This window comes from Streptomyces varsoviensis, assembly GCF_000718635.1.
Taxonomy (GTDB): domain Bacteria; phylum Actinomycetota; class Actinomycetes; order Streptomycetales; family Streptomycetaceae; genus Streptomyces; species Streptomyces varsoviensis.
The window spans coordinates 78063-101271 of the sequence record NZ_JOBF01000007.1 but is presented as its reverse complement, the minus strand read 5'-3'; the positions used below and the strand labels follow the sequence as shown (position 1 = coordinate 101271).

Annotated in this window: 22 protein-coding genes; 5 read left to right on the top strand and 17 right to left on the bottom strand. The window is 74.0% G+C overall.

What is annotated here, in order from left to right:
- Positions 1-172 precede the first annotated feature (172 nt).
- Positions 173-424, top strand: a complete 252-nt coding sequence (locus IF55_RS12850) for a hypothetical protein (RefSeq protein ID WP_030879993.1) — start codon at positions 173-175, stop codon at positions 422-424.
- A gap of 4 nt (positions 425-428) precedes the next feature.
- Positions 429-806 carry a hypothetical protein gene (locus tag IF55_RS12845; protein WP_030879992.1) on the top strand — a complete coding sequence of 126 codons (378 nt, stop codon included), beginning with the start codon at positions 429-431 and terminating at the stop codon, positions 804-806.
- Positions 807-882: 76 nt separating this feature from the next.
- Here IF55_RS12845 and IF55_RS12840 read toward each other — a convergent pair whose 3' ends face one another.
- The 6 genes from IF55_RS12840 to IF55_RS12815 are packed head-to-tail and all read right to left on the bottom strand — an operon-like array spanning position 883 to position 8839.
- Positions 883-1422: a DUF2165 domain-containing protein gene (locus IF55_RS12840; RefSeq protein WP_030879990.1), complete on the bottom strand. Its 540-nt coding sequence runs from the start codon at positions 1420-1422 to the stop codon at positions 883-885.
- 1 nt (position 1423) lies between these two features.
- Positions 1424-3457, bottom strand: coding sequence for a glycogen debranching protein GlgX (glgX, locus tag IF55_RS12835; RefSeq protein WP_030879988.1), 2034 nt, complete (start codon positions 3455-3457; stop codon positions 1424-1426).
- Between the two features lie 45 nt (positions 3458-3502).
- Positions 3503-4756: a cupin domain-containing protein gene (locus tag IF55_RS12830; RefSeq protein ID WP_030879986.1), complete on the bottom strand. Its 1254-nt coding sequence runs from the start codon at positions 4754-4756 to the stop codon at positions 3503-3505.
- A gap of 24 nt (positions 4757-4780) precedes the next feature.
- Complete coding sequence (locus IF55_RS12825) at positions 4781-5911, bottom strand: cupin domain-containing protein (RefSeq protein ID WP_030879984.1); 1131 nt, start codon at positions 5909-5911, stop codon at positions 4781-4783.
- A 32-nt stretch (positions 5912-5943) separates the two neighbouring features.
- Positions 5944-7743, bottom strand: coding sequence for a GMC oxidoreductase (locus tag IF55_RS12820; RefSeq protein WP_030879982.1), 1800 nt, complete (start codon positions 7741-7743; stop codon positions 5944-5946).
- 25 nt (positions 7744-7768) lie between these two features.
- Positions 7769-8839 (bottom strand): gluconate 2-dehydrogenase subunit 3 family protein, encoded by a 1071-nt coding sequence (locus IF55_RS12815; protein WP_030879980.1) that lies wholly within the window; start codon positions 8837-8839, stop codon positions 7769-7771.
- Positions 8840-9033: 194 nt separating this feature from the next.
- Here IF55_RS12815 and IF55_RS12810 point away from each other — a divergent pair, with 194 nt between their 5' ends.
- Both IF55_RS12810 and IF55_RS12805 read left to right on the top strand, forming a co-directional pair.
- On the top strand, positions 9034-10356 hold the full coding sequence (locus IF55_RS12810; RefSeq protein ID WP_030879970.1) for an NAD(P)/FAD-dependent oxidoreductase: 1323 nt from the start codon (positions 9034-9036) through the stop codon (positions 10354-10356).
- Between the two features lie 87 nt (positions 10357-10443).
- Entirely contained in the window at positions 10444-10662 is a 219-nt protein-coding gene (locus IF55_RS12805; RefSeq protein WP_030879968.1) for a dodecin, read from the top strand.
- Positions 10663-10683: 21 nt separating this feature from the next.
- On the opposite strand, the gene IF55_RS12800 is transcribed toward IF55_RS12805, so the two are convergent.
- The 7 genes from IF55_RS12800 to IF55_RS12770 all read right to left on the bottom strand — a co-directional run bounded on the left by IF55_RS12800 (position 10684) and on the right by IF55_RS12770 (position 17517).
- On the bottom strand, positions 10684-11628 hold the full coding sequence (locus tag IF55_RS12800; RefSeq protein WP_048831914.1) for a phosphotransferase family protein: 945 nt from the start codon (positions 11626-11628) through the stop codon (positions 10684-10686).
- 19 nt (positions 11629-11647) lie between these two features.
- Positions 11648-12058, bottom strand: a complete 411-nt coding sequence (locus IF55_RS12795) for a universal stress protein (protein ID WP_048831938.1) — start codon at positions 12056-12058, stop codon at positions 11648-11650.
- 174 nt (positions 12059-12232) lie between these two features.
- A complete protein-coding gene (gene egtD / locus IF55_RS12790; RefSeq protein WP_030879961.1) occupies positions 12233-13240 on the bottom strand; it encodes an L-histidine N(alpha)-methyltransferase in 1008 nt (335 codons plus the stop codon).
- Positions 13237-14016, bottom strand: coding sequence for an ergothioneine biosynthesis protein EgtC (gene egtC, locus IF55_RS12785; RefSeq protein WP_030879958.1), 780 nt, complete (start codon positions 14014-14016; stop codon positions 13237-13239). The genes egtD and egtC overlap by 4 nt, the downstream gene beginning before the upstream one ends.
- Positions 14016-15341: an ergothioneine biosynthesis protein EgtB gene (gene egtB / locus IF55_RS12780; protein ID WP_030879955.1), complete on the bottom strand. Its 1326-nt coding sequence runs from the start codon at positions 15339-15341 to the stop codon at positions 14016-14018. Before egtB ends, egtC begins: the two co-directional genes overlap by 1 nt.
- Positions 15338-16609 carry an ergothioneine biosynthesis glutamate--cysteine ligase EgtA gene (egtA, locus tag IF55_RS12775; RefSeq protein ID WP_030879952.1) on the bottom strand — a complete coding sequence of 424 codons (1272 nt, stop codon included), beginning with the start codon at positions 16607-16609 and terminating at the stop codon, positions 15338-15340. Before egtA ends, egtB begins: the two co-directional genes overlap by 4 nt.
- 494 nt (positions 16610-17103) lie before the next feature.
- Complete coding sequence (locus IF55_RS12770; RefSeq protein WP_030879949.1) at positions 17104-17517, bottom strand: PaaI family thioesterase; 414 nt, start codon at positions 17515-17517, stop codon at positions 17104-17106.
- An 88-nt stretch (positions 17518-17605) separates the two neighbouring features.
- Between IF55_RS12770 and IF55_RS12765 the strand changes: the two genes are divergently transcribed.
- Entirely contained in the window at positions 17606-18889 is a 1284-nt protein-coding gene (locus tag IF55_RS12765) for a cytochrome P450 (protein WP_030879946.1), read from the top strand.
- A gap of 12 nt (positions 18890-18901) precedes the next feature.
- Here the strand turns inward: IF55_RS12765 and IF55_RS12760 are convergent, their stop codons facing one another.
- From IF55_RS12760 to IF55_RS12745, 4 genes are all read right to left on the bottom strand, one after another.
- The gene (locus IF55_RS12760; protein ID WP_030879945.1) at positions 18902-19657 is read right to left on the bottom strand and encodes a bestrophin-like domain; all 756 of its coding nucleotides are present in this window, start codon (positions 19655-19657) and stop codon (positions 18902-18904) included.
- A gap of 44 nt (positions 19658-19701) precedes the next feature.
- Positions 19702-20571 (bottom strand): hypothetical protein, encoded by an 870-nt coding sequence (locus tag IF55_RS12755; protein ID WP_048831913.1) that lies wholly within the window; start codon positions 20569-20571, stop codon positions 19702-19704.
- Between the two features lie 140 nt (positions 20572-20711).
- A complete protein-coding gene (locus tag IF55_RS12750) occupies positions 20712-21476 on the bottom strand; it encodes a crotonase/enoyl-CoA hydratase family protein (RefSeq protein ID WP_030879943.1) in 765 nt (254 codons plus the stop codon).
- Positions 21473-23119 (bottom strand): acyl-CoA dehydrogenase family protein, encoded by a 1647-nt coding sequence (locus IF55_RS12745; protein WP_030879942.1) that lies wholly within the window; start codon positions 23117-23119, stop codon positions 21473-21475. Before IF55_RS12745 ends, IF55_RS12750 begins: the two co-directional genes overlap by 4 nt.
- Between the last annotated feature and the right edge of the window lie 90 nt (positions 23120-23209).

The window sequence follows — 23209 nt, the reverse complement described above, 5'->3', positions numbered from 1 at the left end:
CACCAGGCCCGTACCCGATGGCCGGGGGTGAGCGCCCGCCCCGGCCCGCCGCCGTCCGGCCCCCGCCCGCGGGGGCCTGGGCCGGCCGCCGGGCGCACTTCCGAGTACCGGCCGATAATAACTCTGACCTGCACTTATTGATGCCGGGGTACCCGAGCAGTACGGTGGCCCCATGCCAGCCCTGAATGTGGACTTCCCCGACCAGGAGCTCCAGGAGATCCGGGAGATCGCCCAGGAGCGCGGGATGACGATGAAGGCGTTCGTCCGCGCGTCGACGGCCGATGCCATCGCGCACCACCGGGCGCTCAAGGAGGGCGCGGAGGTCTTCCGCCGGGTCTTCCACGACCCCGACCTCGCCGCCGCCATCGCGGACGCGGGGATAGACGACGGCCCCAGCACCGGTACCTCCGGCCGGGCCGCCTGAATCCATGCTGCCGATCCTCCACATCGATGTCCGCTGGCTGCTCACGCAGCACGAGATCGCGCTCCCCGACCAGCCCGTGATCTCCGACTTCTCGGCCCTGGTCGCCGCCGTCGCCCGGCACCGCGTCGACCCGCCGCGCCTCGGCGTCGACTCCGACCCCGCCTGGCGCGCGGCGGCGCTCCTGCACACCCTCGTCCTGCTCAAGCCGCTGCCCGCGTACAACGTGCGGTTCGCCTGCGCGGTGACCATCTCCTATATGCACGCCTCGGGCGAGGGCCTGGACGACCCCTACGGCGAACTGGTGGAGCTGACCAAGGAACTGGCGGCCGGCGACACCGACGTCTTCGCCGCCGCCGACCGCATCCGCTCCTGGCGGCTGTGACGACTGCCGAAGGCGGGGCCCGTGGGCTCGACGGGGCCGCGCGTCCCCCCGCCGCCGCTCGCTCCGCCGGGGACGGCTACGCGGAGGGCCGCGGTCCGGACCTGTCCCACCACTGCGGCGGCAGATGCAGCACGACGAGGACGAAGCCGGCCACGACGAAGTTCCGGCCGGCGGGCTCCAGCCCGTTCCACTTCGAGGACTGCCACATCGCGAACCACTCCCCGCCGATCGCGAGGAACCCCGCCCCGAAGAGCAGCATCAGCATCAGGAGCCCCAGCGTGCTCAGCCGCCGGGCGCGGTCGAAGCCGCCGCGCCACAGCCCGCGCACCCACCAGGCCGTGCCGGCGACGAGGACGAGGGCGGCCAGCGTCTCCCAGCCGATGATGGCGACATAGGCGATGTCCTGCACGGTGCGCGAGTCGATCGCCCGCCACATCAGGTCCTCGTCCTGGAAGGTGGTGTCCATCGCGAGGACGTGCCGCACGAAGTCGCGGTTGGTGCCGAAGTCGGTGATGTTGCCGAAGGCGACGAGCGCGATGTAGAGCGCCAGGGTGCCCGTCAGCACCGTCGCCGCGACCGGCAGCGTGCCGAGCCGCCCGAGTCTCTTGATGACCATGTCAGGAACGTAGCGGCGCCGTGGCCACGAGGACAGTGCGCGGCGGCACGGCGCACCGGTCGCCGACGGCCAGTTCCGCGCCGGGCGCGGGCGCGCCGTCCTCGGCCCCGGTGTCGAGGACGAGGCCGTACCGGGCGCCGGGCCGGCCGGGCACCGCGAAGTCGGCGGCCGACGTGTCCGCGTTGAGCAGCACCAGGATGTCGTCGTCCTGCACCGGGGCGCCCCGCGCGGGAATTCCGTCGCCCGCGAGGAGCATCCCCAGGAACCGGGTCGCCGGGTCCTGCCAGCGGCTCACCGTCATGGCGCGGCCGTCCCGGTCGTACCAGGCGACGTCCGGGGGAGCGCCGGAACCGGTGAGGAACGCCCTGCGCTTCAGCGCGGGGTGCGCGCGCTGGAGGGCGACGACGCGGCGTACGAACGCGGTGAACGGGTCCGGCCGCTCCGGCCAGTGGTACCAGCTCACCTCGTTGTCCTGGCAGTACGCGTTGTTGTTGCCGCGTTGCGTACGGCCCAGCTCGTCGCCGCCGAGGAGCATCGTGACGCCCTGGGACAGCAGGAGCGTGGCGAGCATGTTGCGACGCTGCCGAGCCCGGACGGCGCTGACGGCCGGGTCGTCCGTGGGGCCCTCGACGCCGTAGTTGGCGGCCCGGTCGTCGCCCGTACCGTCGCGGTTGTCCTCGCCGTTCGCCTCGTTGTGCTTGCGCTCGTACGTCACGAGGTCGGCGAGGGCCTTGCCGTCGTGGCAGGTCACGAAGTTGACGGACGCGTCGGGGCCGCGCCGGTCGGCGGAGTAGAGGTCCGCCGAGCCCGCGAGCCGCTCCGCGAGGCCGCCGACGACCGGCCGGCCGCGCCAGAAGTCCCGGACCGTGTCCCGGTAGCGGTCGTTCCACTCCGCCCAGCCCGGCGGGAACCGCCCCACCTGGTAGCTGTCGGGCGCCCCCACGTCCCACGGCTCGGCGATCAGCTTCGTACGGCCCAGCACCGGGTCCTGGTACAGCAGGCCGAAGAACGCGGAGAGCCGGTCCACATAGCCGTGCTGCCGGGCCAGCGTGGCGGCGAGGTCGAAGCGGAAGCCGTCGACGCGCATCTCGGTGACCCAGTAGCGCAGCGAGTCCAGGATCAGCCGCAGCACCTCCGGGCGGCCCGCGTCGAGGGTGTTCTGGGTGCCCGTCGTGTCGATGTACCGGGAGCGGTCGGCCGGGTCGAGCCGGTAGTAGACCTCGTTCGCCAGCCCCCGGAAGCTCAGCGGCGGCGCGTCGGGCGCCCCTTCGGCCGTGTGGTTGTAGACGACGTCGAGGATCACCTCGATGCCCGCCGCGTGCAGCGCCGCCACCGTCGACTTGAACTCCGCGACCTGCTGCCCCCGGTCGCCCGCCGCGCTGTAGGCGCTGTGCGGCGCGAAGAACCCGACGGTGGAGTAGCCCCAGTAGTTGGTCAGCTTCATGTCCAGCAGCCGCTGCTCCGAGAGGAACTGATGCACCGGCATCAGCTCCACGGCGGTCACGCCCAGGTGCGTGAGGTGCCCGACGACCGCCGGGTGGGCGAGCCCCGCGTACGTGCCGCGCAGGGCGGGCGGCACGCCGGGGTGCGTGACGCTGATCCCCTTCACATGCGTCTCGTAGAGCACCGTGTCCGCCCAGGGGCGCTCCGGCGCCCGGTCCGTTCCCCAGTCGAAGGAGGTGTCGACGACCAGGCAGCCCAACTGCCGCGGCCCGAGCGGGTACATGGCCTTGGCGTACGGGTCGAGCAGCAGCCGCCCGCCGTCGAAGAACAGGCCGCGCGCGGGGTCGCGGGGGCCGGACGCGCGGTAGGCGTACCGCTGACCGGGCCGCGCCTGGGGCACGTACACATGCCAGATGTCGCAGTCCACGGCCATCGGCACCCGCCGCTCGCCGCCGCCGTCCTCGTCGAGCAGGCACAGCACCACCTCGCCGCCGTACGCGCCGGCGGAGGAGTACACCGCGAAGTTCGTGCCCCGCCCGTCCCAGGTGGCGCCCAGCCGGTACGGCCCCGCGGCCCCCGGGGCCTCGGTCATCGACATCATCGAACTCCCTCGCTCAGGCCCCGGCCGAGGCCCGGTTCAGTCGTAGCCGCCGAACATGAAGAGGGCGGCGCGCTGGTCCGCCGGGTTCAGCAGACCGTGCAACTGCCCGCCCTTGAGCAGCGCGAGATGGCCGGCCGTCAGCCGCCGGACCTCGAAGCACCGGGTGCGGGCGCCCGACTCGGCCCAGTCGCCGATCACCATCAGGCCGTCCCCCTCCAGCATCAGGAACGCCTCCTGGTTGTCGCGGTGCCGGTGCAGCCCGATCCCGCACGCCGGGTCCATCACGTGCAGGTCCATGTAGGAGACGGCGAAGAACGGCTCGCGCTCGCCGCTCGGGTGCCCCTTGCGGCCGAACGCGTCGAGGTTGTACGGCTCCAGCGCCCGGTCCAGCTCCCCGCTGTCCGCCAACCGCCCGTACGAGCTGAACAGGTTGCGGTACTCCAGGAAGCCGACGCCGCCGTGCGGCTGGGGGCTTGTGCCGACGCTCAGATACGCGTCCCAGCCGCGCACCCGCATCTCGAAGCCGAGCCGCACCGAGCCCTCGGCCGGGTCCGAGGCCCCCGAGCCGTCGGCGTCCGCCGTCCACCGCACGTCCAGGTGGAGCGGGTTGACCGGGTGCATCGGATGGCGCGCCGAGACGGAGCGCAGATCCCGCCCGTCGAGGCCGTCGCGGTCGAAGTCGCCCCCACCGCCCGGCAGCAGGTCGGGGCGCGGCTGGAGCAGCCCCGTATCGAGCGAGGTCTTCCCCCGCTCGCCCAGCAGCCCGCGCAGCCCGTCGCCGCCCCGGCCCCACAGCTCGACCGTGTAGAAGTCGCTCTCCTCGTCGTACGGGGCGCGCAGCCGCACCGCCTCCCCGCCGCCGATGGACAGCGTCAGGCCGATGGCGTCGCCGAGCCGCCCGGCCGCCCGCCACAGCTCGGAGTCGGGCCCGCCCCGGTAACACAGTTGGAGGAACGGGCCGCGCCAGCCGTCCGTCGCCGCCCAGCCGCGCACCGCGCGGGTGTCGCCGAGCCGGAAGTCGCGGAGGTTCTGCTTCTGGAAGTCGGTCTTGACGTCCTGCTCCTCGGCGGCCAGCCGGTCCTGGTCGGGCGCGCTCGGCCCGTACAGCTCCAGCCACCGCAGCGGGAAGAGGTACTGGAGCGAGACGGCCTCGTACGCCTCGCGCTCCGCGGCCAGGCGGGAGCGCTCCACGAGCCCGAGAAGCTTCAGCAGCGGATTGGCGCTCTCGTAGTCCGGTGGTTTGCCGGGCTCCACGCGGAAGACCGAGTCGCTGTGCACGATCGTGGGCATCGGCCCTCCAGCCGGAGATCCGGATTACGTCGTGTGGTAGAGGAACGCGACGAAGACGAGCGGTTCGTCGAACGGATTGCGGATGCCGTGCACCCCGCCGCTCTTGGTGTAGAGGACGCTCCCCGGCCGCACCGGGAGCTCCCGGCACTTGACCGGCCCCACCCCGAACACCGGCCGCTCCACCAGCGGATAGCCGTCCGTGTCCGCGGCGTCCCCGTCGCCCGTGTACGCGAGGCCCGCGCCCGAGACGACGTAGTACAGCTCCTCCGAGCCGATGTGCCGGTGGGTGCCCTCCACCGCGTGCGGGGGGACGGTGACCTCGTGGAAGAAGACGAGATCGCTGCCGAGCTCGCGCTGGAACAGCCAGCGCATCCGTACGATGTTGTCGTCGCGCCGGTCCGGGCTGCCCTCGTCGCTCATGGCGTTGCGGTAGTTGACGGGGGCGACGCCCGAGGAGTCCGGGATGAAGAAGCCGCGCCGGAAGTCCAGCAGGTAGTTGCTGTCCGCGATGGTGTTCTCCGGGGAACTGGGCTCCTGGGTGCGCGGCTCCTGGTGCGAGCGCAGATAGGCGTTGTCCCACTGCGGCTCGCGCAGCCGCTGTCCCGTCGGATACACCACGCCGTCCTCGCGGAACGCCACGGCCACCTCGCGGACCTGGCCGAGCAGCGGCGAGAGGGCCGGCAGCCGGGTGATCGGCGCGTCCCGCCCCATCAGGGGCAGCACCCGCAGATCGTGCGGCGTGCCCTCCGGCGGCTCCAGGGTCTCCCAGATCTCGGCCGCGTACGCCCCGATCACCGGGTCCCAGTGCAGCGTGACCACGGCCTCCGCCGGGGCGCCCGGGTCGTCCCCGGTCACCCGCACCCACGCCTTCGTACGGGGCCCGAGCCGCCGCCCGAACTCCCGGGCCTGCTCCACGAGGCGGATGCCGGAGTACTCGATCCGCAGCAGGGAGCAGAGCCTGCTCCCGCCGAGGAAGACATCGCCCTTGATGGCCGTGCCGTCCGCCGAGCCGCGCACCTCCGCGACGTAGTAGCGGTAGCGCGAGGACCGCGTGGCGTTGAGGTATCGGGCGTGGTAGATGCGGTCGGGGTAGAAGACGACCCGGAAGATCTCGTTCTCCGGGTGGGTGTAGACCTGGTCGAACCGGCTGTCCATGCAACGCCTCCCGCCCATCACGGCCCCTGCCCTCAGAGCCTCTTCAGCAGCGTGTCGCCGACCCGGAACGAGTTGGCCTCGATGGTGAGCGTCGGGTTCGCGCTGCCCGAGGTCGGCATGAACGACCCGTCCGTCACATAGAGGTTGTCGAAGTTCCAGGCCCGGCAGTCCGGGTCCAGCACGGAGTCCCGCGCGTCGGCGCCGAACCGCGCGCCGCCCAGCACATGGTTGGCGATCCGCACCACCGAGCCGCCCACCGAACCCGAGCTGACGTCCTTGACCTCGCCGCCGTTCTCCAGGATCGCCCGGCACTGGTCGGCGAGCACGTCCATCAGCGCCCGGTCATGGCCGTGCCAGGTCTTGATGATGTACGCGACCGGGCGGCCCCACTTGTCCTTGACATGCGGATGCAGCTCGACGCGGTTGGCGCGCCGCGGCACCTGGTTGGCCATGAACGCCAGCGACAGCCGCCGCCCGAACCCCGCGTCCAGATAGTCCTCGAAGCCGTTGCCGAGGATGCCCGTGTCGTAGAGGTAGCCCTTCCACATGTTGTCCATGTCCATCGCGTGCCAGGTGCGCGCCAGGGAGATGGGCAGGGCCCCGTCCGAGGTGTTGTTGTAGATTACGCCGCCCGCCCACAGCCCCCGCTCCCGGAACCACTCGGGGCGCGCGCAGTGGTCGGTGGCCCAGTCCGAGTCCAGCGTCCGGGACTTGTCGGCGCGGGTGGCCACGGCGCACTGGGCGCCGCCGAAGCAGTGCGTGAGGAAGTACGCGCCGAGCAGCCCGTTCCCGTTGACCCGCCGCTCGAAATCGGGGTCGGCCGCGCCCGACAGGGCCAGCAGCCGCACCGACTCGATCGCCGAGCACGCCACGACGACGATCCGCGCCGAGACCGTACGGGCGGCGCCGGCCGGATCGCGGTAGTGCACCCGTGTGACGCGCGCGCCCTCCGCCTCCAGGTGGGTGACGCAGCAGTTGGCGCGCAGCTCGAACCCCTGGCCCACCGCGCGCAGCGGCGCGAGCAGCGACACCCATGTATTGGACTTGAGGCCCAGCGGGTCGCCGTACCGGTTCACGAACGCCGTCTTGATCGACTCCCGGTCCGCCGGCACCGTACGGCCGCTCGGCGCGTGGTCCTCGGTGATCACGGCGAGCGGGGTGCGGTAGCGGCGCATGCCGAGCGCGTCCATCCCGGCCGCCGCGTACGCGCTGATCGCATTGGGTTCCAGCGGCGGCTGGTAGTGGTCGGCCGACGGCGTCTTGGCCTGCCCCTCCCAGGTGCCGTTGACGCCGATCAGATGCTCGGCCTGCCCGTAGTACGGCTCCAGCTCCGCATAGCCCACCGGCCAGTCGCGGGCCTCGCGCACCACCTCGCCGTCCGGGTCCGCCCGCAGATCCGAGCGGCCCTCGTTCAGCGAGCGCAGCCGCAGGTCCTCCGGCGTGAACCGGGGCGAGACCCCGCCGTACAACTGGGTGCCGCCGCCCACCACCTGCGCGGTGTACCCCTCGATGGTGACCCGGTCCTGCCCGTCGCTGTCCCGGTAGACATGCGGCTCGTCGTTGAGGTCGGGCTCCACATGGCTGGAGAAGAAGGTCTCCCCCGTATTGGCCACGCCTTGCACGGTGATCCGCTTCTCCGCGCCGGTCGCGAACGACTCGTCGCGCTTGAAGTCGCTCAGCCCGTCCGGGCTCTGCGTCTGGGTGCGCAGCAGCGGCCCCTTCTCCAGCACGAGCACCTGATGCCCCGCGCGTACCAGCGTATGGGTCAGCGGGGCGCCGCCCGCGCCGCTCCCGATGACGACGACCTCGACGTGCTCCGTCTCCTGCCGCACGGCCCCTCCCGCCCGATCCCAGCCCTCAGCCGCGGTAGTCGGTGCTGCGCCCCAGCGGCTCCTCCACGGCGCGCCGCCAGTCGAAGAGCGTGTCGCCCGCCGCGTCGCGGAACCGGCTCTCCAGATACATCCAGCCCGCCGCGCCGGAATTGCCGCCGTGCCGCGGATGCGCGAAGGCGCCGGTCATCGCGTGCCGCCGCAGCAACAGCAGGAAATAGCGCGGACTGTGATAACGGCCGTAATCCCAGCCGTCCACCCGCTCGGCGGCCATCTGCGCGTAAAGGTCCGCGTACATCTCCGGGGGAGCGACCGCGGGATCAAGACCCCCGAACCGCGACCGCAGCACATCGCCGATCAGATCCAGGCAGATGTGGTAATCGACCGCGTGCTGCCGCTCCTGCCGCGCCAGGACCTTGTCGATGTAATTGACGGTGCCGACCTCTTCGTCGAGCTGATAGGAAAGGGGGAATTCCGTGCCGCGCGCGCCGCGGTCGATCGACTCGTACACCTCCCGCACGAACCGCCGGTTCTCCTCCAGCCGGAACGGCAGCAGATGCCGCACCAGCCGCCCGAGCAGGTCCCGCTCCACCCGGCTCAGCGTCAGCGGCACCGAGCACGCGTCGGTGAACAGCCGCGACCACGTACGGCCGTTGTCGGCGACCGTCTGCTGCGGATTGACCGGATCCAGGACGTACGCGCCGTCCACCGCGAACTTGTACTGGTGCACCTGGCCCTTGGCGATGCGCACCGTGGCGGCGAAGAACCCCGTCGGCCGCCGGGCGAAGAGCACCGGCCGCAGCGGCACCAGCGCGTGCAGCGGCGCGAACGTGCCCACCACCGAGACGGACTCGGGGAACGCGGCGCGCCCGTCGTACACGAAGGTCACATCGTTGAACGCGAACGACGTACGGGCGCCGGCCCCGTCCCAGTGCGTGTCGACGACCGGGAAACGCCACGCCTCGCACACCGCGGCCCGCGGGTCGCCCGGCTCGTACTGGCCGAAATCATGGCGGGCGTCGGAACTGTCCCGCGCGAGATATTTCGTGCAGTGATTCAGCACGTATTGATCGTCCTTCTCGATGATCTCGACTTTCACCGCGACCCCCCGAGCGATATGACGATCAGGCGCCACCGACGCTGGAATGCCAATGAAAGTATTCCGGGTCCACGGGCTTGTCCACGGCGGCGGCACGGCCCGCTGAAGCGGACGTACGGAGTCCACGGGTTTACGGTGGACATGCGGGGTACTTGTGGTGTTCTCGACCGTATCGTCACCCGTTGGAGCCGACCGTGAGCCGAGCCCGGATCGTCATCGTCGGAGCCGGATTCGCCGGCTACCAGGCCGCCCGCGCCCTCTCCCGCTCCGCCCGCGGCGCGGCCGAGATCGTGCTGGTCAACCCCACCGACTACTTCCTGTACCTGCCCCTCCTGCCGGAGGTCGCCGCCGGGGTGCTGGAGCCCCGCCGCGCCTCCGTATCCCTGACCGGCACCCTCAAACACGTCCGCCTCGTCCTCGGCCAGGTCGACCGGGTGGACCTGACCGACCGCCGGATCGGCTACACCGACCCCGAGGGCCGCCGCGGCGAACTCGGCTACGACCGGCTCGTACTGAGCGTCGGCAGCGTCAGCAAACTCCTGCCGGTGCCCGGCGTCGCCGAGCACGCCCACGGTTTCCGCGGCCTCCCCGAGGCGCTCTACCTGCGCGACCACATGACCCGCCAGATCGAGCTGGCCGGCATGGCCGACGACCCGCGCGAACGCGCCGCCCGCACCACCTTCGTCGTCGTCGGCGCGGGCTACACCGGCACGGAGGTCGCCGCGCACGGCGCCATGCTCACCGACGCCCTCGCCCGCCGCAGCCCCGCCCTGCGCGAGGACCGCCTCCGCCCCCGCTGGCTGCTCCTCGACATCGCCCCGCGCGTCCTGCCCGAACTCGACGAGCACCTCTCCCGCACCGCCCACCGCGTGCTGCGCAAACGCGGCGTGGAGATCCGCACCGGCGCCTCGGTCAAGGAGGCCACGGCGGACGGCGTCCGGCTCGACGACGGCGACTTCGTCGAGACCCGCTCGCTGATCTGGTGCGTGGGCGTACGGCCCGACCCGCTCGTCGCCGGCCTCGGGCTGCCCACCGAACGCGGGCGGCTGTGCGTCGACGAGTACCTGACCGTCCCCGGCCACCCGGAGGTGTTCGCCTGCGGGGACGCCGCCGCCGTGCCCGACGCCACCCGGCCCGGCGAGTACACCCCGATGACCGCGCAGCACGCCCAGCGCCAGGGCCGCACCGCCGCCCGCAACGTCGCCGCCTCGCTGGGCCGCGGCGCCTGCCTCCCGTACCGCCACCACGACCTCGGCTTCACCGTCGACCTCGGCGGCGCGCAGGCCGCCGCCAACCCGCTGCACGTGCCGCTCTCCGGCCCGCTCGCCGGAGCCGTCACCCGCGGCTACCACCTGCTGGCCATGCCCGGGAACCGGGTCCGCGTCGCCGCCGACTGGCTCCTCGAATCCGCCCTGCCCCGGCAGGGAGTCCAGCTCGGCCTGGTGCGCTCCGGGTCCGTCCCCCTGGACAGCGAGTCCCCGGAACTGCCGCGCGTGCCGATGGAGGACCGCGGCTGACCGACGCTCGCCTCGCGGGCCCGTGCCCGCTGAGGCACCGTGGAATGAGCTCCACCGTCCTTGCCGGACCGCGAGAGGGAGAGAACCATGTCAGGCCACACGTACCGGGTGACCGAGATCGTCGGCACCTCGCGCGAAGGCGTCGACGACGCCATCCGCAGCGGCATCGCCCGCGCCTCGCAGACCCTGCGCGGACTCGACTGGTTCCAGGTCACGGAGGTCCGCGGACACATCGTGGACGGCGACATCGAGCACTACCAGGTCGGCCTGAAGGTCGGCTTCCGCCTGGAGGACGGCGGCGCCTGACCGCACCGGCCGCGCGGAGCCTCAGGCCAGCGCGGCCCACGGTGCCGGCGGGCCCGCGGCGAAGAAGCGCAGGAGCCCCAGCAGCCGGCTGGCCGGGGGAGCGGTCCAGTGCCGCTCACCGGGCCTCGGCGCGGGGTCCGGCAGCCGGCCGAGCGCCCAGACGAGGTGGTGCCACAGGACGCGCGCCTCCCACGCCCACGCGTCGGCCCCCGGGACCACTCGGCTTTCTTGGCGGTAGCCCTCCAGCATCGCCGGCACGCCTTCCAGCGGGACCTTCGCGAATTCCACGGCGGGGTCCGCCCACATGGCGTCGCCCCAGTCCACGATGGCGCTCAGCGCCGCCGGGCCCGTGGTGACGAGCAGGTTCTGCGGGGCGATGTCGCCGTGCACCAGGACGAGCGGCGGCTCGGCGGGCAGCCGGGCCGCCAGCCGGTCGAACCAGCCGGTGAGCCAGCGCGCGGTCCCCGGGTCCAGCCACCCGCCGTCGAGCAGCCGGGCGACCAGCAGGCGGGGGTCCTCGGCGGCGTCGTCCACGGGGACGGCCGGCAGCTCCGCCGCCCGGCGCGGCGCGTACCGGTGGAGCTTGGCCAGCTCCCGCCCGACCTGGCGCAGGACGCCGTACGCATCCGAGTCCGCCAGTTGGAGCACGTCCAGGTCCCGGCCCCCGGCCCGGTGCAGAACCATGTGCGGTACGCCGGGCCCTGCTCCCTCGCCGTCCTCGAAGGCGACCACCTCCGGCGTGCGCACGCCCGCCGCCCGCGCGGCGGGGATGACCTCGGCCTCCTTGCGCAGCTCGGCGACGGCCGCCCGCGTCCGCGGTATCCGCAGCACCAGCCCGTCCCCGAGCAGCCAGACACGATTGGCACCGCCGGAGGGCAGCGCGCGCACCTGCCCGGCGGCCACCCCGTACCGCCGGGCGATCGTCATCGTCGCGCCCTCCACGGCCCGCTCCGCGTCCCGTCCCATGACCGGTCCGCCCGGCGGGCTACGGGACCACGGTGACCGGCCAGCGGCCCGCCTTCACGAGGCGGACCGCCACCGAGCCGATGATGCGGTGGCCCGCCTGCTCGGAGGCGCCGACGACCACGGCGTCCGCCGTGAGGTCGTCGGCCGCCTGCACCAGGCCGGTGTAGGGGTCGCCGCGGAAAGTGTGGAATTCCCAGCGCACGTCCCATATGCCGCGCAGCCGCTCCGCCGAGGAGCGGATCTCCATCATCAGCTCCTCCGCGACCTCCTCCGTGGTCTCCACGACCGCGGCGCCGAGGGCGGCGCCCGACGCGAGGACGGGCTGTACGTACACGAGCGCGAGCGTCGCGTTCTGCCGCCTGGCGAGCCCGGAGGCGTAGGCGGCGGCGCGCCAGGAGGAGTCGGAGCCGTCCACCCCGGCGACGATCACCTTCGGGCCGTCCGTGCCGCGCTCGAACGTGCCGCGCCCGTGCTCCGCCGGCGCCCGGTCCGTCTCGTCGCCGACCTCGTTGTGCTGGTCCTTCTCGTCCTTCACTGACCTTCGCCTCGCGTCATCCTCGATACGGCCCCGACGAAGAGGCTAGCGCTCCGGACGTGCACATGATCACCTGCCCCCGCGGTCGGCCGCCCCTCGGCCGGCCTCCGGCACGGGTTCCGGCACCGCCAGGCAGAGCGCGAAGCGGTCCGCGTGATCGGTCCACCAGTGGGCGAGCCGCATCCCTGCCGCCGCCAGCTCGGCCCGTACGCCCGTACGGCGGAACTTCGCCGACACCTCCGTCCGCAGCTCCTCGCCCGCGTCGAAGCCGACGGCGAGGTCGAGTGCGGGGATCTTGACGGTGAGGGCCGTACGCGCCCGCAGCCGCATCTCGATCCACTCGTGCTCCCGGTCCCAGAGCGCGACATGGTCGAAGTCGCCGGGGTCGAAGTCCGCGCCCAGCTCGCGGTCGATGACGGCCAGGACGTTCTTGTTGAAGGCCGCGGTGACGCCCTCCGGGTCGTCGTACGCGCGGACGAGCACCTGCTCGTCCTTGACCAGGTCCGTGCCGAGCAGCAGCGCGTCCCCGGGCTCCAGCGCGGCCCGTACGGACGCCAGGAACACCGCCCGTTCGCCCGGCTGGAGGTTGCCGATGGTCGAGCCCAGGAACGCGACCAGTCGCGGCCCCGGGGTGCTGGGCAGCGCGAGCCCCTGCTGGAAGTCGGCGACCAGGGCGTGCACGGCCAGCCGCGGCTGCTCGGCGAGCAGCGCGCGGGCGGCGCCGGTGAGCGCGCTCTCGCTGACGTCGACGGGCACGTAGTGGTCGAGCGAGGTCAGCGCCCGGAGCAGGTGGCGGGTCTTGTCGGAGGAGCCGGAGCCCAGCTCGACGAGGGTGCGGGCGCCGGTCGCCGCCGCGATGTCCGCGGCGTGGACGAGGAGGATCTCCCGCTCGGCGCGGGTCGGGTAGTACGCGGGCAGCCGGGTGATCCGGTCGAACAGCTCGCTGCCGCGCGCGTCGTAGAACCACTTCGGCGGGAGCTGCTTGGGCTCGCGGGTCAGCCCTTCGGCGACGTCCGCGCGCAGCGCGGCGGCGGTGGCATCGGCGGGCAGCGTGCGGGTCAGGGCGAACGGGCTCACGGGCAGGGCTCCTTGAGCGGGGTCAGCAGGACTTCGGCGGGGGAGGCGGTGAGCAGGGTGCGGTCCGGCACCTCGCGCCAGCGCGGATCGTCGTCGTACGGCTCGGACGCGACGACGACCCGGCGGCGCGCCCCCTCGGCCCCCGGCCCGGCGGCCGTGGCCAGGTACCAGAGCGTGTCGCCCCACGTCGTCGCCGTGATGGTCGCGCCGTCGGTGAGCAGCAGGTTCAGGCGCGAGCCGGGGGCGGCCGCGGCGAGGGCCGCGACGGTGTCGGCCAGGGCGTCGGCGGCGGTGGCGCCGCCGCCGAGCCGGTGCCGTACGAGAGCCCATACGAACGCCGAGTCGCAGCGGGCGGGCAGGTCCAGCAGTTCGGCGGCGGGGAGCCGGGCCGCGAGGGGCGCGGCGGAGCGCGGCCAGTGGAGGAGCGAGCCGTTGTGGCTGAACAGCCAGGGGCCGTCCGTGAACGGCGCGACCGCCGCCGCGCCGTCGGCGCCCGCCTCGGTCGCGTCCCGCACGGCGCCGAGCAGCGCCCCGGTGCGTACGACCCGCGCCAGGTCCACGACCGACAGGTCCGCCCAGATCGGGCCGGGTGCGCGGTACCGCGCGGGAACGGGGTCCCCGGGCGCGTACCAGCCGATCCCGAAGCCGTCGGCGTTCACGGTCCCGTACCGCTGCCGGCGCGGGGCCCAGGACTGCCGGAAGAGGGAGTGCGCGGGCCGCGTCAGCACTTCGCCGAGCGCGATCTCGGGTCCTGCGTATGCCACGTGACGGCACATCAGGCGGGCTCCGCGTCACGTGCCGTGCGGAATCCGGAGAAGATCTGACGGCGCACCGGCAGATCCCAGTTGCGGAACGTGCCCCGGCAGGCGACGGGATCGACGGCGAAGGAGCCGCCGCGCAGCACCTTGTAGGAGTCGCCGAAGAACACCTCCGAGTACTCCCGGTAGGGGAACGCCCGGAATCCCGGATACGGCAGGAAGTCGCTCGCCGTCCACTCCCAGACGTCCCCCATCAACTGGCGTATTCCATAAGGTGATTGGCCCTCCTCGTACGCGCCCAGTGGCGCCGGGCGCAGGTGGCGCTGGCCGAGGTTGGCGTGCTCGGGGCCCGGATCGGCGTCCCCCCACGGATAGCGGCGGGACGCCCCGGTGACCGGATCATGGCGGGCCGCCTTCTCCCACTCGGCCTCCGTGGGCAACCGCCGCCCCGCCCACCGGGCATACGCGTCGGCCTCGTACCAGCTCACGTGCAGCACCGGCTCATCCAGCGGTACGGGCTCCACCACCCCGAACCGCCGCCGCACCCACGCGCCGCCCTCGCGGCGCCAGAACAGCGGAGCGGCGAGCCGTTGCCGGCGCACCTGCGCCCAGCCCTCCGGCCGCCACCAGCGCGGGTCCGCGTACCCGCCGTCCTCGACGAAGCGCAGATACGCGCCGTTGCCGACCGGCAGCGTGTCGATGTGGAAGGCGGGCACGAAACGCCGGTGCGCGGGGCGCTCGTTGTCCAGCGCCCACGGCTCGGCGGACGTGCCCATCGTGAACGGGCCGCCCGCCACCCGGACTTCGGACGGCAGCGGCGCCGCCGAAGCGGGGGCGCGCGGCGGCTCGGGCGCGCTGAGCGCGGCGGGCCCGCGCCGCAACTGATGGGTAATCAGCATCGTTTCGTCGTGCTGCTGCTCGTGCTGCGCGATCATCCCGAACGCGAAGGCCGCCTCGACCAGCGGCCGGCCGTGCAGCGGCGCCCGGGCCAGCACGTCCAGCGCCCGCTCCCGTACGTCCGCCACATAGCCGCGCGCCTCGGCGGGCGGCAGCAGCGGCAGCGCCGGGCGCTCCGCGCGCGGGTGCTCGAAGGCGTCGTACACGGAGTCGATCTCGGGGCGCAGCGCCCGCTGCCCTCCGACGGCGCGCAGCAGCCACAGCTCCTCCTGGTTGCCGATGTGCGCCAGGTCCCACACGAGCGGCGACATCAACGGCGAGTGCTGTGCGGTCAGTTCACGGTCCTCGACACAGCCCGTCAGTACGCGGGTGCGCTCGCGCGCGGCGGTCAGCGCCGCCACGGCGCGCTCCCTCAGCGGGCCGGGGTCCAGTTCACGGGAGGTCATCGGGGCATCTCCTCGCCGGTGGCGGTCTCCAGCAGGTCGTCGGCCGGACATCGGCGGCGCGCCACGTACCGGTCGGTGAAGTCGGCGACGGCGCGCCGCACGTGCGGCGGCGCGCCGAGGCGGGGCAGCGCCTCCAGCGCCGCGTCGAAGCAGCCGACGGCGGCGGCGTGCAGTTCGGGGTCCGCGAGGCCGTGGCGGGCGGCGCCCAGCCACAGCGGATTGCCCGGAGCGGGCAGCGAACCAGCCGTGTCCGCCAGGGGTTTGACGGCCCGGTAGGCGGTCTCGGCGGCGACCGGGTCGTCGAAGAGCGCGGCCGTCACGGCGAGCGGCACCAGCCACCCGTCGTCGCCCGGCTGCGCGTCGATCATGCGCAGTTCGAGATGGCCGCGCGGTCGCACCGGCGGGAAGAGGGTCGTCAGATGGTAGGCGAGGTCGTCCGCCGTGGGCGGCCGCGGCCACCCGCCGCGCGCCCAGGCCCGGAACGACAGCGCCTCGGGCATCTCCCAGGGCTCGTCCTCGGCCCGTACGCACATCACCGGCGCGTCGAGCGCGTACGCCGTCCACGCCGCCCGCGGATCGGCGCAGTCGTCGGGCGGGGCGAAGACGCGGCCGGGGTCGAGCTGCGCCCACGTCGCCTGGCGGGCCGAGCGCCAGCCCGTGGGACGGCCCAGGTGCAGCGGCGAATTCGCGAACGCCGCCACCAGGACCGCGCCCAGCAGATGCGCCAGCCGCCAGCGCCGCCCATATCCGAGCGGGCCCGGCTCCTCGTGGCCCGCGTCCACACAGACCTGCACGGAGGCGGTACGGCTCATCATCGTCCGCCCCGCCGGGCCGCCCCGGTCGAAGTAGGACTCCATGGCGTCGTACCGCGCCTCGCGCAGCAGGCGGCGTGGCATGTGCCAGGGATCCTTGCCGTGGCCGGCGAGCGCGATCCCGAAGTCGCCCAGCGCGGCCCGGGTGAGCGCGAGGTCATGGGCGGTGTCCGCCACGCAGGCGGTGAGGGATTCGGCGGGCAGCGAGCTGAGCTCAAGCTGGCCGCCGGGCTCGAAGGTGAGCGCCGATCTCAGCGGCAGGGCGCGGGCCCGGGCGGCGGCCGCGCGCATCCGGGCCGGTGCCACGGGGCGCAGCGGGTCGTGCAGGTCGTGCAGGAGCCATTCGAGTTCGACCCCGACCCGGCGCGGCGGCCCGGTCTTGAAGCAGATGCCCCGCACGAGATCCTCGGACTCGGCCTCCGTGACGGCCCGCGCGGTGTGCTGCCTGTGCGGCATGACCTGTGCCTCCCGTCCGTTGCTGCCGCGACTTCCGTCGCCGTCGGGCGTGGTGCTCCGTACCACCTAAGCCATTGCGGCCGATCGGCTCAAGGGGGCCGAGGGAAAGATCCAGCCGTACGAAGCCGCGGTGGGAAGCGGGCCCGGAGCCGTACGAAACCACGCCCGACGGCGCTCCCGGAGGGGCGTGGGGGAGCGCTCCCCGGACCGCACGCGGCCACGCGGAGAAGCCGCTCGGGCCCGCGCGCGACCACGCGGGGGCAGACGTTCCCGGGACCGCGCGCGGCCACGCCCGCGCTCGTACGAGGCCGCGCCCAGGCCCGTACCCGCCGCCGCCCGGAGCGTGGCCGGAAACCGCCGCCCGAGGCGGCGCCCGACACGGCTCGCGTGCCCTGGCGTGGCCGTCGCGCGGGCCCGGAGCGGCGATCGCAGTGGCCGGGCCGTCCTGATCGCCGGTCGCCCCGGTCGCCCCCGTCGCCCCGTTCGTCGGCCGGTCAGTCAGCGAGGGCGTAGACCGTCGTGGCGTGGGCGGCCGGCTCGTCGGCGCCCTCGGCGGTCAGGGTGATGTCGGCGAACGCCAGCCGCCGCCCGAGCTTGGTGACAGCCGCCCTGATCAGCACGTCCGTGCCGGTGACCGGGCGCTGGAAGGCGATGGACTGCTGAACGGTCGTCATCGGCCCGAACCCGCCGCGGGCGGCCGAGACGGCGATCACGGTGGCCGTGTCGGCGGCGGCCATCAGCGCCTGCCCGGACAGCGCGCCGCCCTCCCGCGCCAGCCCCTCCGACCAGGGCAGCCGCAGCACCGCGTGGCGCTCGCCGGTCTCGGTCACGGTCAGCCCCAGGTCGCGGACCCACGGGGCGAAGTTGTCGGCGAGGATCGCGGCGGCGGCTTCGTTCGTCAGCGTCATCGCGCCATTGTGGCGATCTCCCGACGCGGCCACCAGGACACGCACCCGCACTTGACGTGTCCACCAGGCCACGCCGTACGGTCGCGGCGTGAGTGCCGACGACGTGTTCGCGCCGGAGACGTACGCCCGCGGGGTGCCCTACGACCTGTTCCGGGAGCTGCGGGCCACCCGGCCCGTGTGCTGGGTCGAGGAGCCCGCCGACGGGCCCTGGCCGGCCGGCCCCGGCTTCTGGGCCGTCTTCCGGCACGCCGACGTCCGGCACGTGCTGCGCACCCCCGAGGACTACTCCTCGCATCTCGGCGCCACCCAGATCCGCGACCCCGACACCGCCGGCGACCTGGCGTTCGTACGGGCCATGATGCTCAATCAGGACCCGCCGGCACACGCCCGGCTGCGGCGGATCGTCGCGGCGTCCTTCACGCCGCGCGCCGTGCGCGAGCTGGAGGAGGTCATCGAGGCGCGGGCGCGGGCGCTGATCGACGGCGTCGCGGCGCGCGGCACGGCCGACTACGTGGAGCTGGCCGGCGATCTGCCGGTCTGGACGCTCGCCCATGTCCTGGGCGTGCCGGAGCGCGACCGCCGGCTGCTGTTCGACTGGTCGAACCGGGTGATCGGGTACCAAGACCCTGAATACGCGGGGCACGCGACGGGCGCGGAGGGCCTCAGCGAGATGGGGCGCGCGGCGGTCGCGGCCCGGCCGGCGCTCCGGGCCCGGCCGGACGGCAGCGCCGTGAACCCCCGCTCGCGCGCGGCGCTCGCCGACATGTTCGCGTACGCGCACGCGCTGGCCGAGGCGCCCCGGCCCGGCAGCGTGATGGCCCACATGAGGGAGGGCGGCCTGAACCGCGAGGAGTTCGAGAACATGTTCTTCCTCTTCGCGGTGGCCGGGAACGAGACGCTGCGCAACGGCATCCCCGGGGCCCTGCTGACCCTCCTCGACCACCCGGAGCAGTACGCGCGCCTGCTGAGCGAGCCCGAACTCACCGACTCCGCCGTCGAGGAACTGCTGCGCTACTGGCCGCCCGTGATGGACTTCCGGCGCACGGCCACCCGCGACGTCGAGCTGGGCGGCGTGTCCGTCCGGCGCGGCGAGAAGGTCGTCGTCTATCACGCCTCCGCCAACCGGGACGAGACCGTCTTCCCCGACCCCGACCGCTTCGACATCACCCGCGCCCCGGGCCCGCACGTCAGCTTCGGCCACGGCCCGCACCTGTGCCTGGGCGCGCACCTCGCGCGCGTACAACTGCGGGCCATGCTGCGCGCCACCCTGGAGGGGCTGCCCGGCCTCGAACGGGCGGGGGAGCCCGTCCGGCTGGCCTCCAACTTCCAGAACGGCCTCAAACACCTGCCGGTGAGCTGGCGGACGCGGTGACGGGCCCGGCCCTCAGACGGCGAACAGGACGGTGAACGGGCCCGTCGCGTCGCCCACGGCGTGGCCGAACGGCGAGTCGAAGTCCCAGATGAGGAAGAGCAGAAAGGCGATCAGCGCGCTGTAGAGCCCGGCCAGCAGCAACTCCCGCCCCGAGCGCCGGATCTGCAGGGTGAAGATCAGCCCCACGGCCACCAGCGCGCCGACGATCAGCCCGAACCACACCACCCCCGGCATCGTGTCGCCGGCGTTGTGCGCCCGCTCGCCCCGCGCGTCGTCCGCCGCGCCGACCTGGTCCAGCAGCGGCTGGTACGACTGGTTCTCGTGGTCGTCGCGCGGCACGTACGCCGTGACGTCCTCGCGCACCTTGTCCAGCAGCTCGGTCCCGCGGTCGGTGAGCTGCCCCGTGTCGAGCATCCGCGGCCACTCCACGCGCACCACGTGGCGGACGTACGCGTGCACGTCCGCGCGGGTCTCGTCGCGGGCCGTCGGCGCGTACGCCTGGACCCGCTCGCTCACCTCGTGCAGCGCCTGCGCCTCGGCGCGCACCCCGTCCTGCGCGGCGGTCCGCGCCTCCCACACCCCGGCGATGGCGAGGCCGAGCACGATGGCATAGACCACGCCGACCATCATGGTCATGTACTCGATGACGTCCGGCGTCTCGGTCGGATCGTCGTCCTCGCCCACTCGGCGCTGTCTGAGCACGGTGATCGTCAGGACCACGCCGCACGCGGCGGCCATCGCCAGGGTCAGGACCAGCCACTCCGACACGGGAAACCTCCGAAGGACGTACGGGATACCGGCGACGCGGCGCGTCAGCGGTCGCGGCCGCCGCCGGAGCGCGGCCGCAGCAGCGCCGCGGCGAGCACGGCCGGGGCGATGATCAGCAGGGTGAACGTGACCATCGACTGGCCGCCCGCCGTCCGCTTGTGCACCATCCGGTGGTAGGGCCGCGGCGCGGTGCGGGAGGGCGTGGGCGTCGCCGGGGCGGTGGACGAGTGCGTGGGCGAGGGAGAGGGCGAAGGGGTGGGCGTCGCCGGCGACGGCCGCGTGGGTACGGGCGTGGGGGCCGGGTGCCGCGGCGGTACGGGCCGGTCGGGCGCCGGCCCGGGGGCCTGGGGAGGCTGGGGCTTGGGCGGACGGGGTTCGGGCGGCCGGGGCTTGGGCGGCGGGGGGCGCTTCGGCGGCTTCGGCACGGCGGCGCGGCACGAGCGGCCGACCACGGCCCAGGACCATCCGGCGCCCGCCCGCGCCCGTACGCAGCCGCCGGGCCCCCGCACGGTCGCCGAGGCGGACGACCCGTCGCCGGAGGCGGAGACGGAGGAGCCGCCCCCGGACACGGAGGCGGAGGACCGGCCGCCGGACACGGAGGCGGAGGACCGGCCGCCGCCGGACACGGAGACGGAGGAGGAGCCGCCCGACGAGCCTCCCCACGCGTCGCCCCTCGACACGCGCACCGAAGACCCGCCCTCCGACACGGTCACCGGCGACCCGCGGTGCGCGGGACGCGCTCCGGCGGCGGGCCCGGCAGGTCCGGGGGGCCGGGGGAGACCGTCGCGGTCGTGGGCCGTCGCCGCCCGCTCGCGCACCGCGGCGGCCGGACCGTCCGGCGCGCCCGCGTCGGCAACCGTGCCCGCGCCCGCCGTGGCCATCCCCGCCGTGGCCAGTACGGTCATCGCGGCCACGACGGCCGACCTCCCTGCTCGAAGCCATCCGTTCACACCAAGGATGGTGCGCGGTACGGCAGTTGATCAGTCGCCCGAGTGGTCGGATTCCTCCGATGGGCTGAACGGCGGGGCGTCGCGGGTTTGAAACGCCGTCGGCCTCAAAGGTCCGTGAAGTCCCCGTGCCGCCCGGCGCCCCCGGCGAAGCGGGCGGCCCCTTCCGCGGCCTCGCCCAAGGCCCGTACGCCGTATCCGAATTCGGCCTCCATGGCCGCGTCGAGCGGCAGTCCCTCCTGGTCCAGCAGGGACGCGCGGTCGCCGCGCAGGCACGTCTGCGGGAAGCGGGCGATGTCGGCGGCCAGCCGCTCAGCCTCCGCGCGGGACCGTCCGGGCGGTACGAGGCGGTTGGCGAGCCCCATTCCGTACGCCTCGGCGGCCGGTACCGGACGGCCCGTCAATACCAGGTCCATCGCCCGGCCCGCGCCGATCAGGCGGGGGAGCCGCACCGTGCCGCCGTCGATCAGGGGCACGCCCCAGCGGCGGCAGAACACCCCGAAGACGGCGTCCTCCTCGGCCACCCGCAGGTCGCACCAGAGCGCCAACTCCAGCCCGCCCGCCACCGCGTGACCGCTGACGGCCGCGATCACCGGCTTGCTCAGCCGCATCCGGGTGGGCCCCATGGGCCCGTCGCCGTCCGCCGCGACGCGGTTGGCGCGCTCCGTTCCCATCGCCTTGAGATCGGCGCCCGCGCAGAACGTGCCGCCCTCGCCCCACAGCACCGCCGCCCGCGCCCCGTCGTCCGCCTCGAAGCCCCGGAAGGCGTCGGCGAGCGCCGCGGCGGTCGGCCCGTCCACAGCGTTGCGCGCCTCGGGCCGGGAGAGGATGACCGTGGTGACGTCCCCAGCCCGTTCGACGCGGACGCTCACCGCGACGCCTCGGGGAGCGCCCGTTCCAGCACCGGCGAGAGGTCCGTGCCCGGCGGCAGCGTGCCGAACGCGTGGCCCCAGTCGCCGCCCAGCCGCGAGGCGCAGAAGGCGTCCGCGACGGCGGGCGGGCTGTGCCGCACCAGCAGGCTCCCCTGGAGGACGAGCGTGAGCTGCTCCGCCAGCCGGCGCGCCAGCGCCTGGGCCCGCGCCGGGTCGGACAGCTCACCGAGCAGCTTGCGCACCCGCGCCACCGCCGCGTCGAGCCGGGCGTCCGCGCCCGCCGCCGCGTCGACCTCGGCGAAGAAGGCGTCCAGCGCCGCCGGCTCCTTGGCGAGCGCGCGCAGCACGTCGAGGGCCGCGACATTGCCGGACCCCTCCCAGATGGAGAGCAGCGGCGCCTCCCGGTAGAGCCGCGGCATCCCCGACTCCTCGACGTAGCCGTTGCCGCCCAGGCATTCCAGGGCCTCGGCGGCGTGCGCGCTGCCGCGCTTGCACACCCAGTACTTGCCCGCCGCCAGCGCGAGCCGCCGCAGCGCCGACTCCGCCGCGTCGCCCGCCTCGGCCCGGTCCAGCGCCGCCGCCAGCCGCAGCCCCAGCACCGTCGCCGCCTCCGACTCCACGGCGAGGTCCGCGAGGACGGAGCGCATCAGGGGCTGGTCGATCAGGCGCGCTCCGAACGCGCGCCGGTGCGCCGTGTGGTGCAGCGCCTGCCGCAGCCCGGCGCGCATCCCCGCCGCCGACCCCAGCACGCAGTCCAGCCGCGTCATGTTGACCATCTCGACGATTGTGCGCACCCCGCGGCCGGGCTCGCCGACCGGCCACGCCACGGCCTGCTCGTACTCGATCTCGGCGGAGGCGTTCGAGCGGTTGCCGAGCTTGTCCTTGAGCCGCATCAGCCGCATCGCGTTGCGCGTGCCGTCCGGCAGCACCCGCGGCAGCAGGAAGCAGGTCAGCCCCTCCGGCGCCTGCGCCAGGATCAGGAACACATCGCTCATCGGCGCGGAGGTGAACCACTTGTGCCCAGTGATCAGGTACGAGCCGTCGACCGCCGGCACGGCCGCCGTGGTGTTGGCCCGTACGTCCGAGCCGCCCTGCTTTTCCGTCATCGACATGCCCGCGATCAGCCCCCGCTTGGCCAGCGGCGGGCGCGGCGCGGAATCGTACACGGCGGCGGCGAGCAGAGGCTCGTAGGCGGCGGCGAGGTCCGGCTGCGCGCGCAGCGCGGGCACGGCCGCGTACGTCATGGAGACCGGGCAGCCGTGGCCGGGCTCGGCCTGGGCCCAGGCGTAGAACTTCGCGGCGCGCACCAGATGCGCGCCCGGCCGGTCCCGGGCCCAGGCGGCGGCGTGCTGGCCGCTCTCCACGGCGGCGGCCATGAGCTGGTGCCAGGCCGGGTGGAACTCGACCTCGTCGACGCGGTGCCCGTAGCGGTCATGGGTGTGCAGGACGGGCGGCGACGCCTCGGCCATCCGGGCCCAGTCCCGCACCTCCGCCGATCCGGCGCGCGCCCCGAGCGCCCGGATCTCGTCCTCGCCCCACCCGCCGCCGTCCCGCCGGACCGCTTCCAGCAGCGCCGCGTCGTCGGCCGTGCTGAAGCCGGTCAGGGGCGGGGCCTGGTTCTGAACTTCGTGCGTGGTGCTCACGGCGACCTCCGGGCTGGGCGACGGGCATGCGACCGGTATTACAGTTCCATGATGCGTGATGGGGAACTGTAATGGATAGGGTGTGCTCAG

What these genes read in the sequence shown, in the direction of transcription:
- glgX (WP_030879988.1), bottom strand. Translation starts at nt 3,457, where the DNA reads ATGACCGAGGCCCCGGGGGCCGCGGGGCCGTACCGGCTGGGCGCCACC.
- IF55_RS12800 (WP_048831914.1), bottom strand. Translation starts at nt 11,628, where the DNA reads ATGGGACGGGACGCGGAGCGGGCCGTGGAGGGCGCGACGATGACGATC.
- IF55_RS12770 (WP_030879949.1), bottom strand. Translation starts at nt 17,517, where the DNA reads ATGACGCTGACGAACGAAGCCGCCGCCGCGATCCTCGCCGACAACTTC.
- IF55_RS12840 (WP_030879990.1), bottom strand. Translation starts at nt 1,422, where the DNA reads ATGGTCATCAAGAGACTCGGGCGGCTCGGCACGCTGCCGGTCGCGGCG.
- egtA (WP_030879952.1), bottom strand. Translation starts at nt 16,609, where the DNA reads ATGCCGCACAGGCAGCACACCGCGCGGGCCGTCACGGAGGCCGAGTCC.
- IF55_RS12850 (WP_030879993.1), top strand. Translation starts at nt 173, where the DNA reads ATGCCAGCCCTGAATGTGGACTTCCCCGACCAGGAGCTCCAGGAGATC.
- egtC (WP_030879958.1), bottom strand. Translation starts at nt 14,016, where the DNA reads ATGTGCCGTCACGTGGCATACGCAGGACCCGAGATCGCGCTCGGCGAA.
- IF55_RS12805 (WP_030879968.1), top strand. Translation starts at nt 10,444, where the DNA reads ATGTCAGGCCACACGTACCGGGTGACCGAGATCGTCGGCACCTCGCGC.
- egtB (WP_030879955.1), bottom strand. Translation starts at nt 15,341, where the DNA reads ATGACCTCCCGTGAACTGGACCCCGGCCCGCTGAGGGAGCGCGCCGTG.
- IF55_RS12825 (WP_030879984.1), bottom strand. Translation starts at nt 5,911, where the DNA reads ATGGACAGCCGGTTCGACCAGGTCTACACCCACCCGGAGAACGAGATC.
- IF55_RS12845 (WP_030879992.1), top strand. Translation starts at nt 429, where the DNA reads ATGCTGCCGATCCTCCACATCGATGTCCGCTGGCTGCTCACGCAGCAC.
- IF55_RS12830 (WP_030879986.1), bottom strand. Translation starts at nt 4,756, where the DNA reads ATGCCCACGATCGTGCACAGCGACTCGGTCTTCCGCGTGGAGCCCGGC.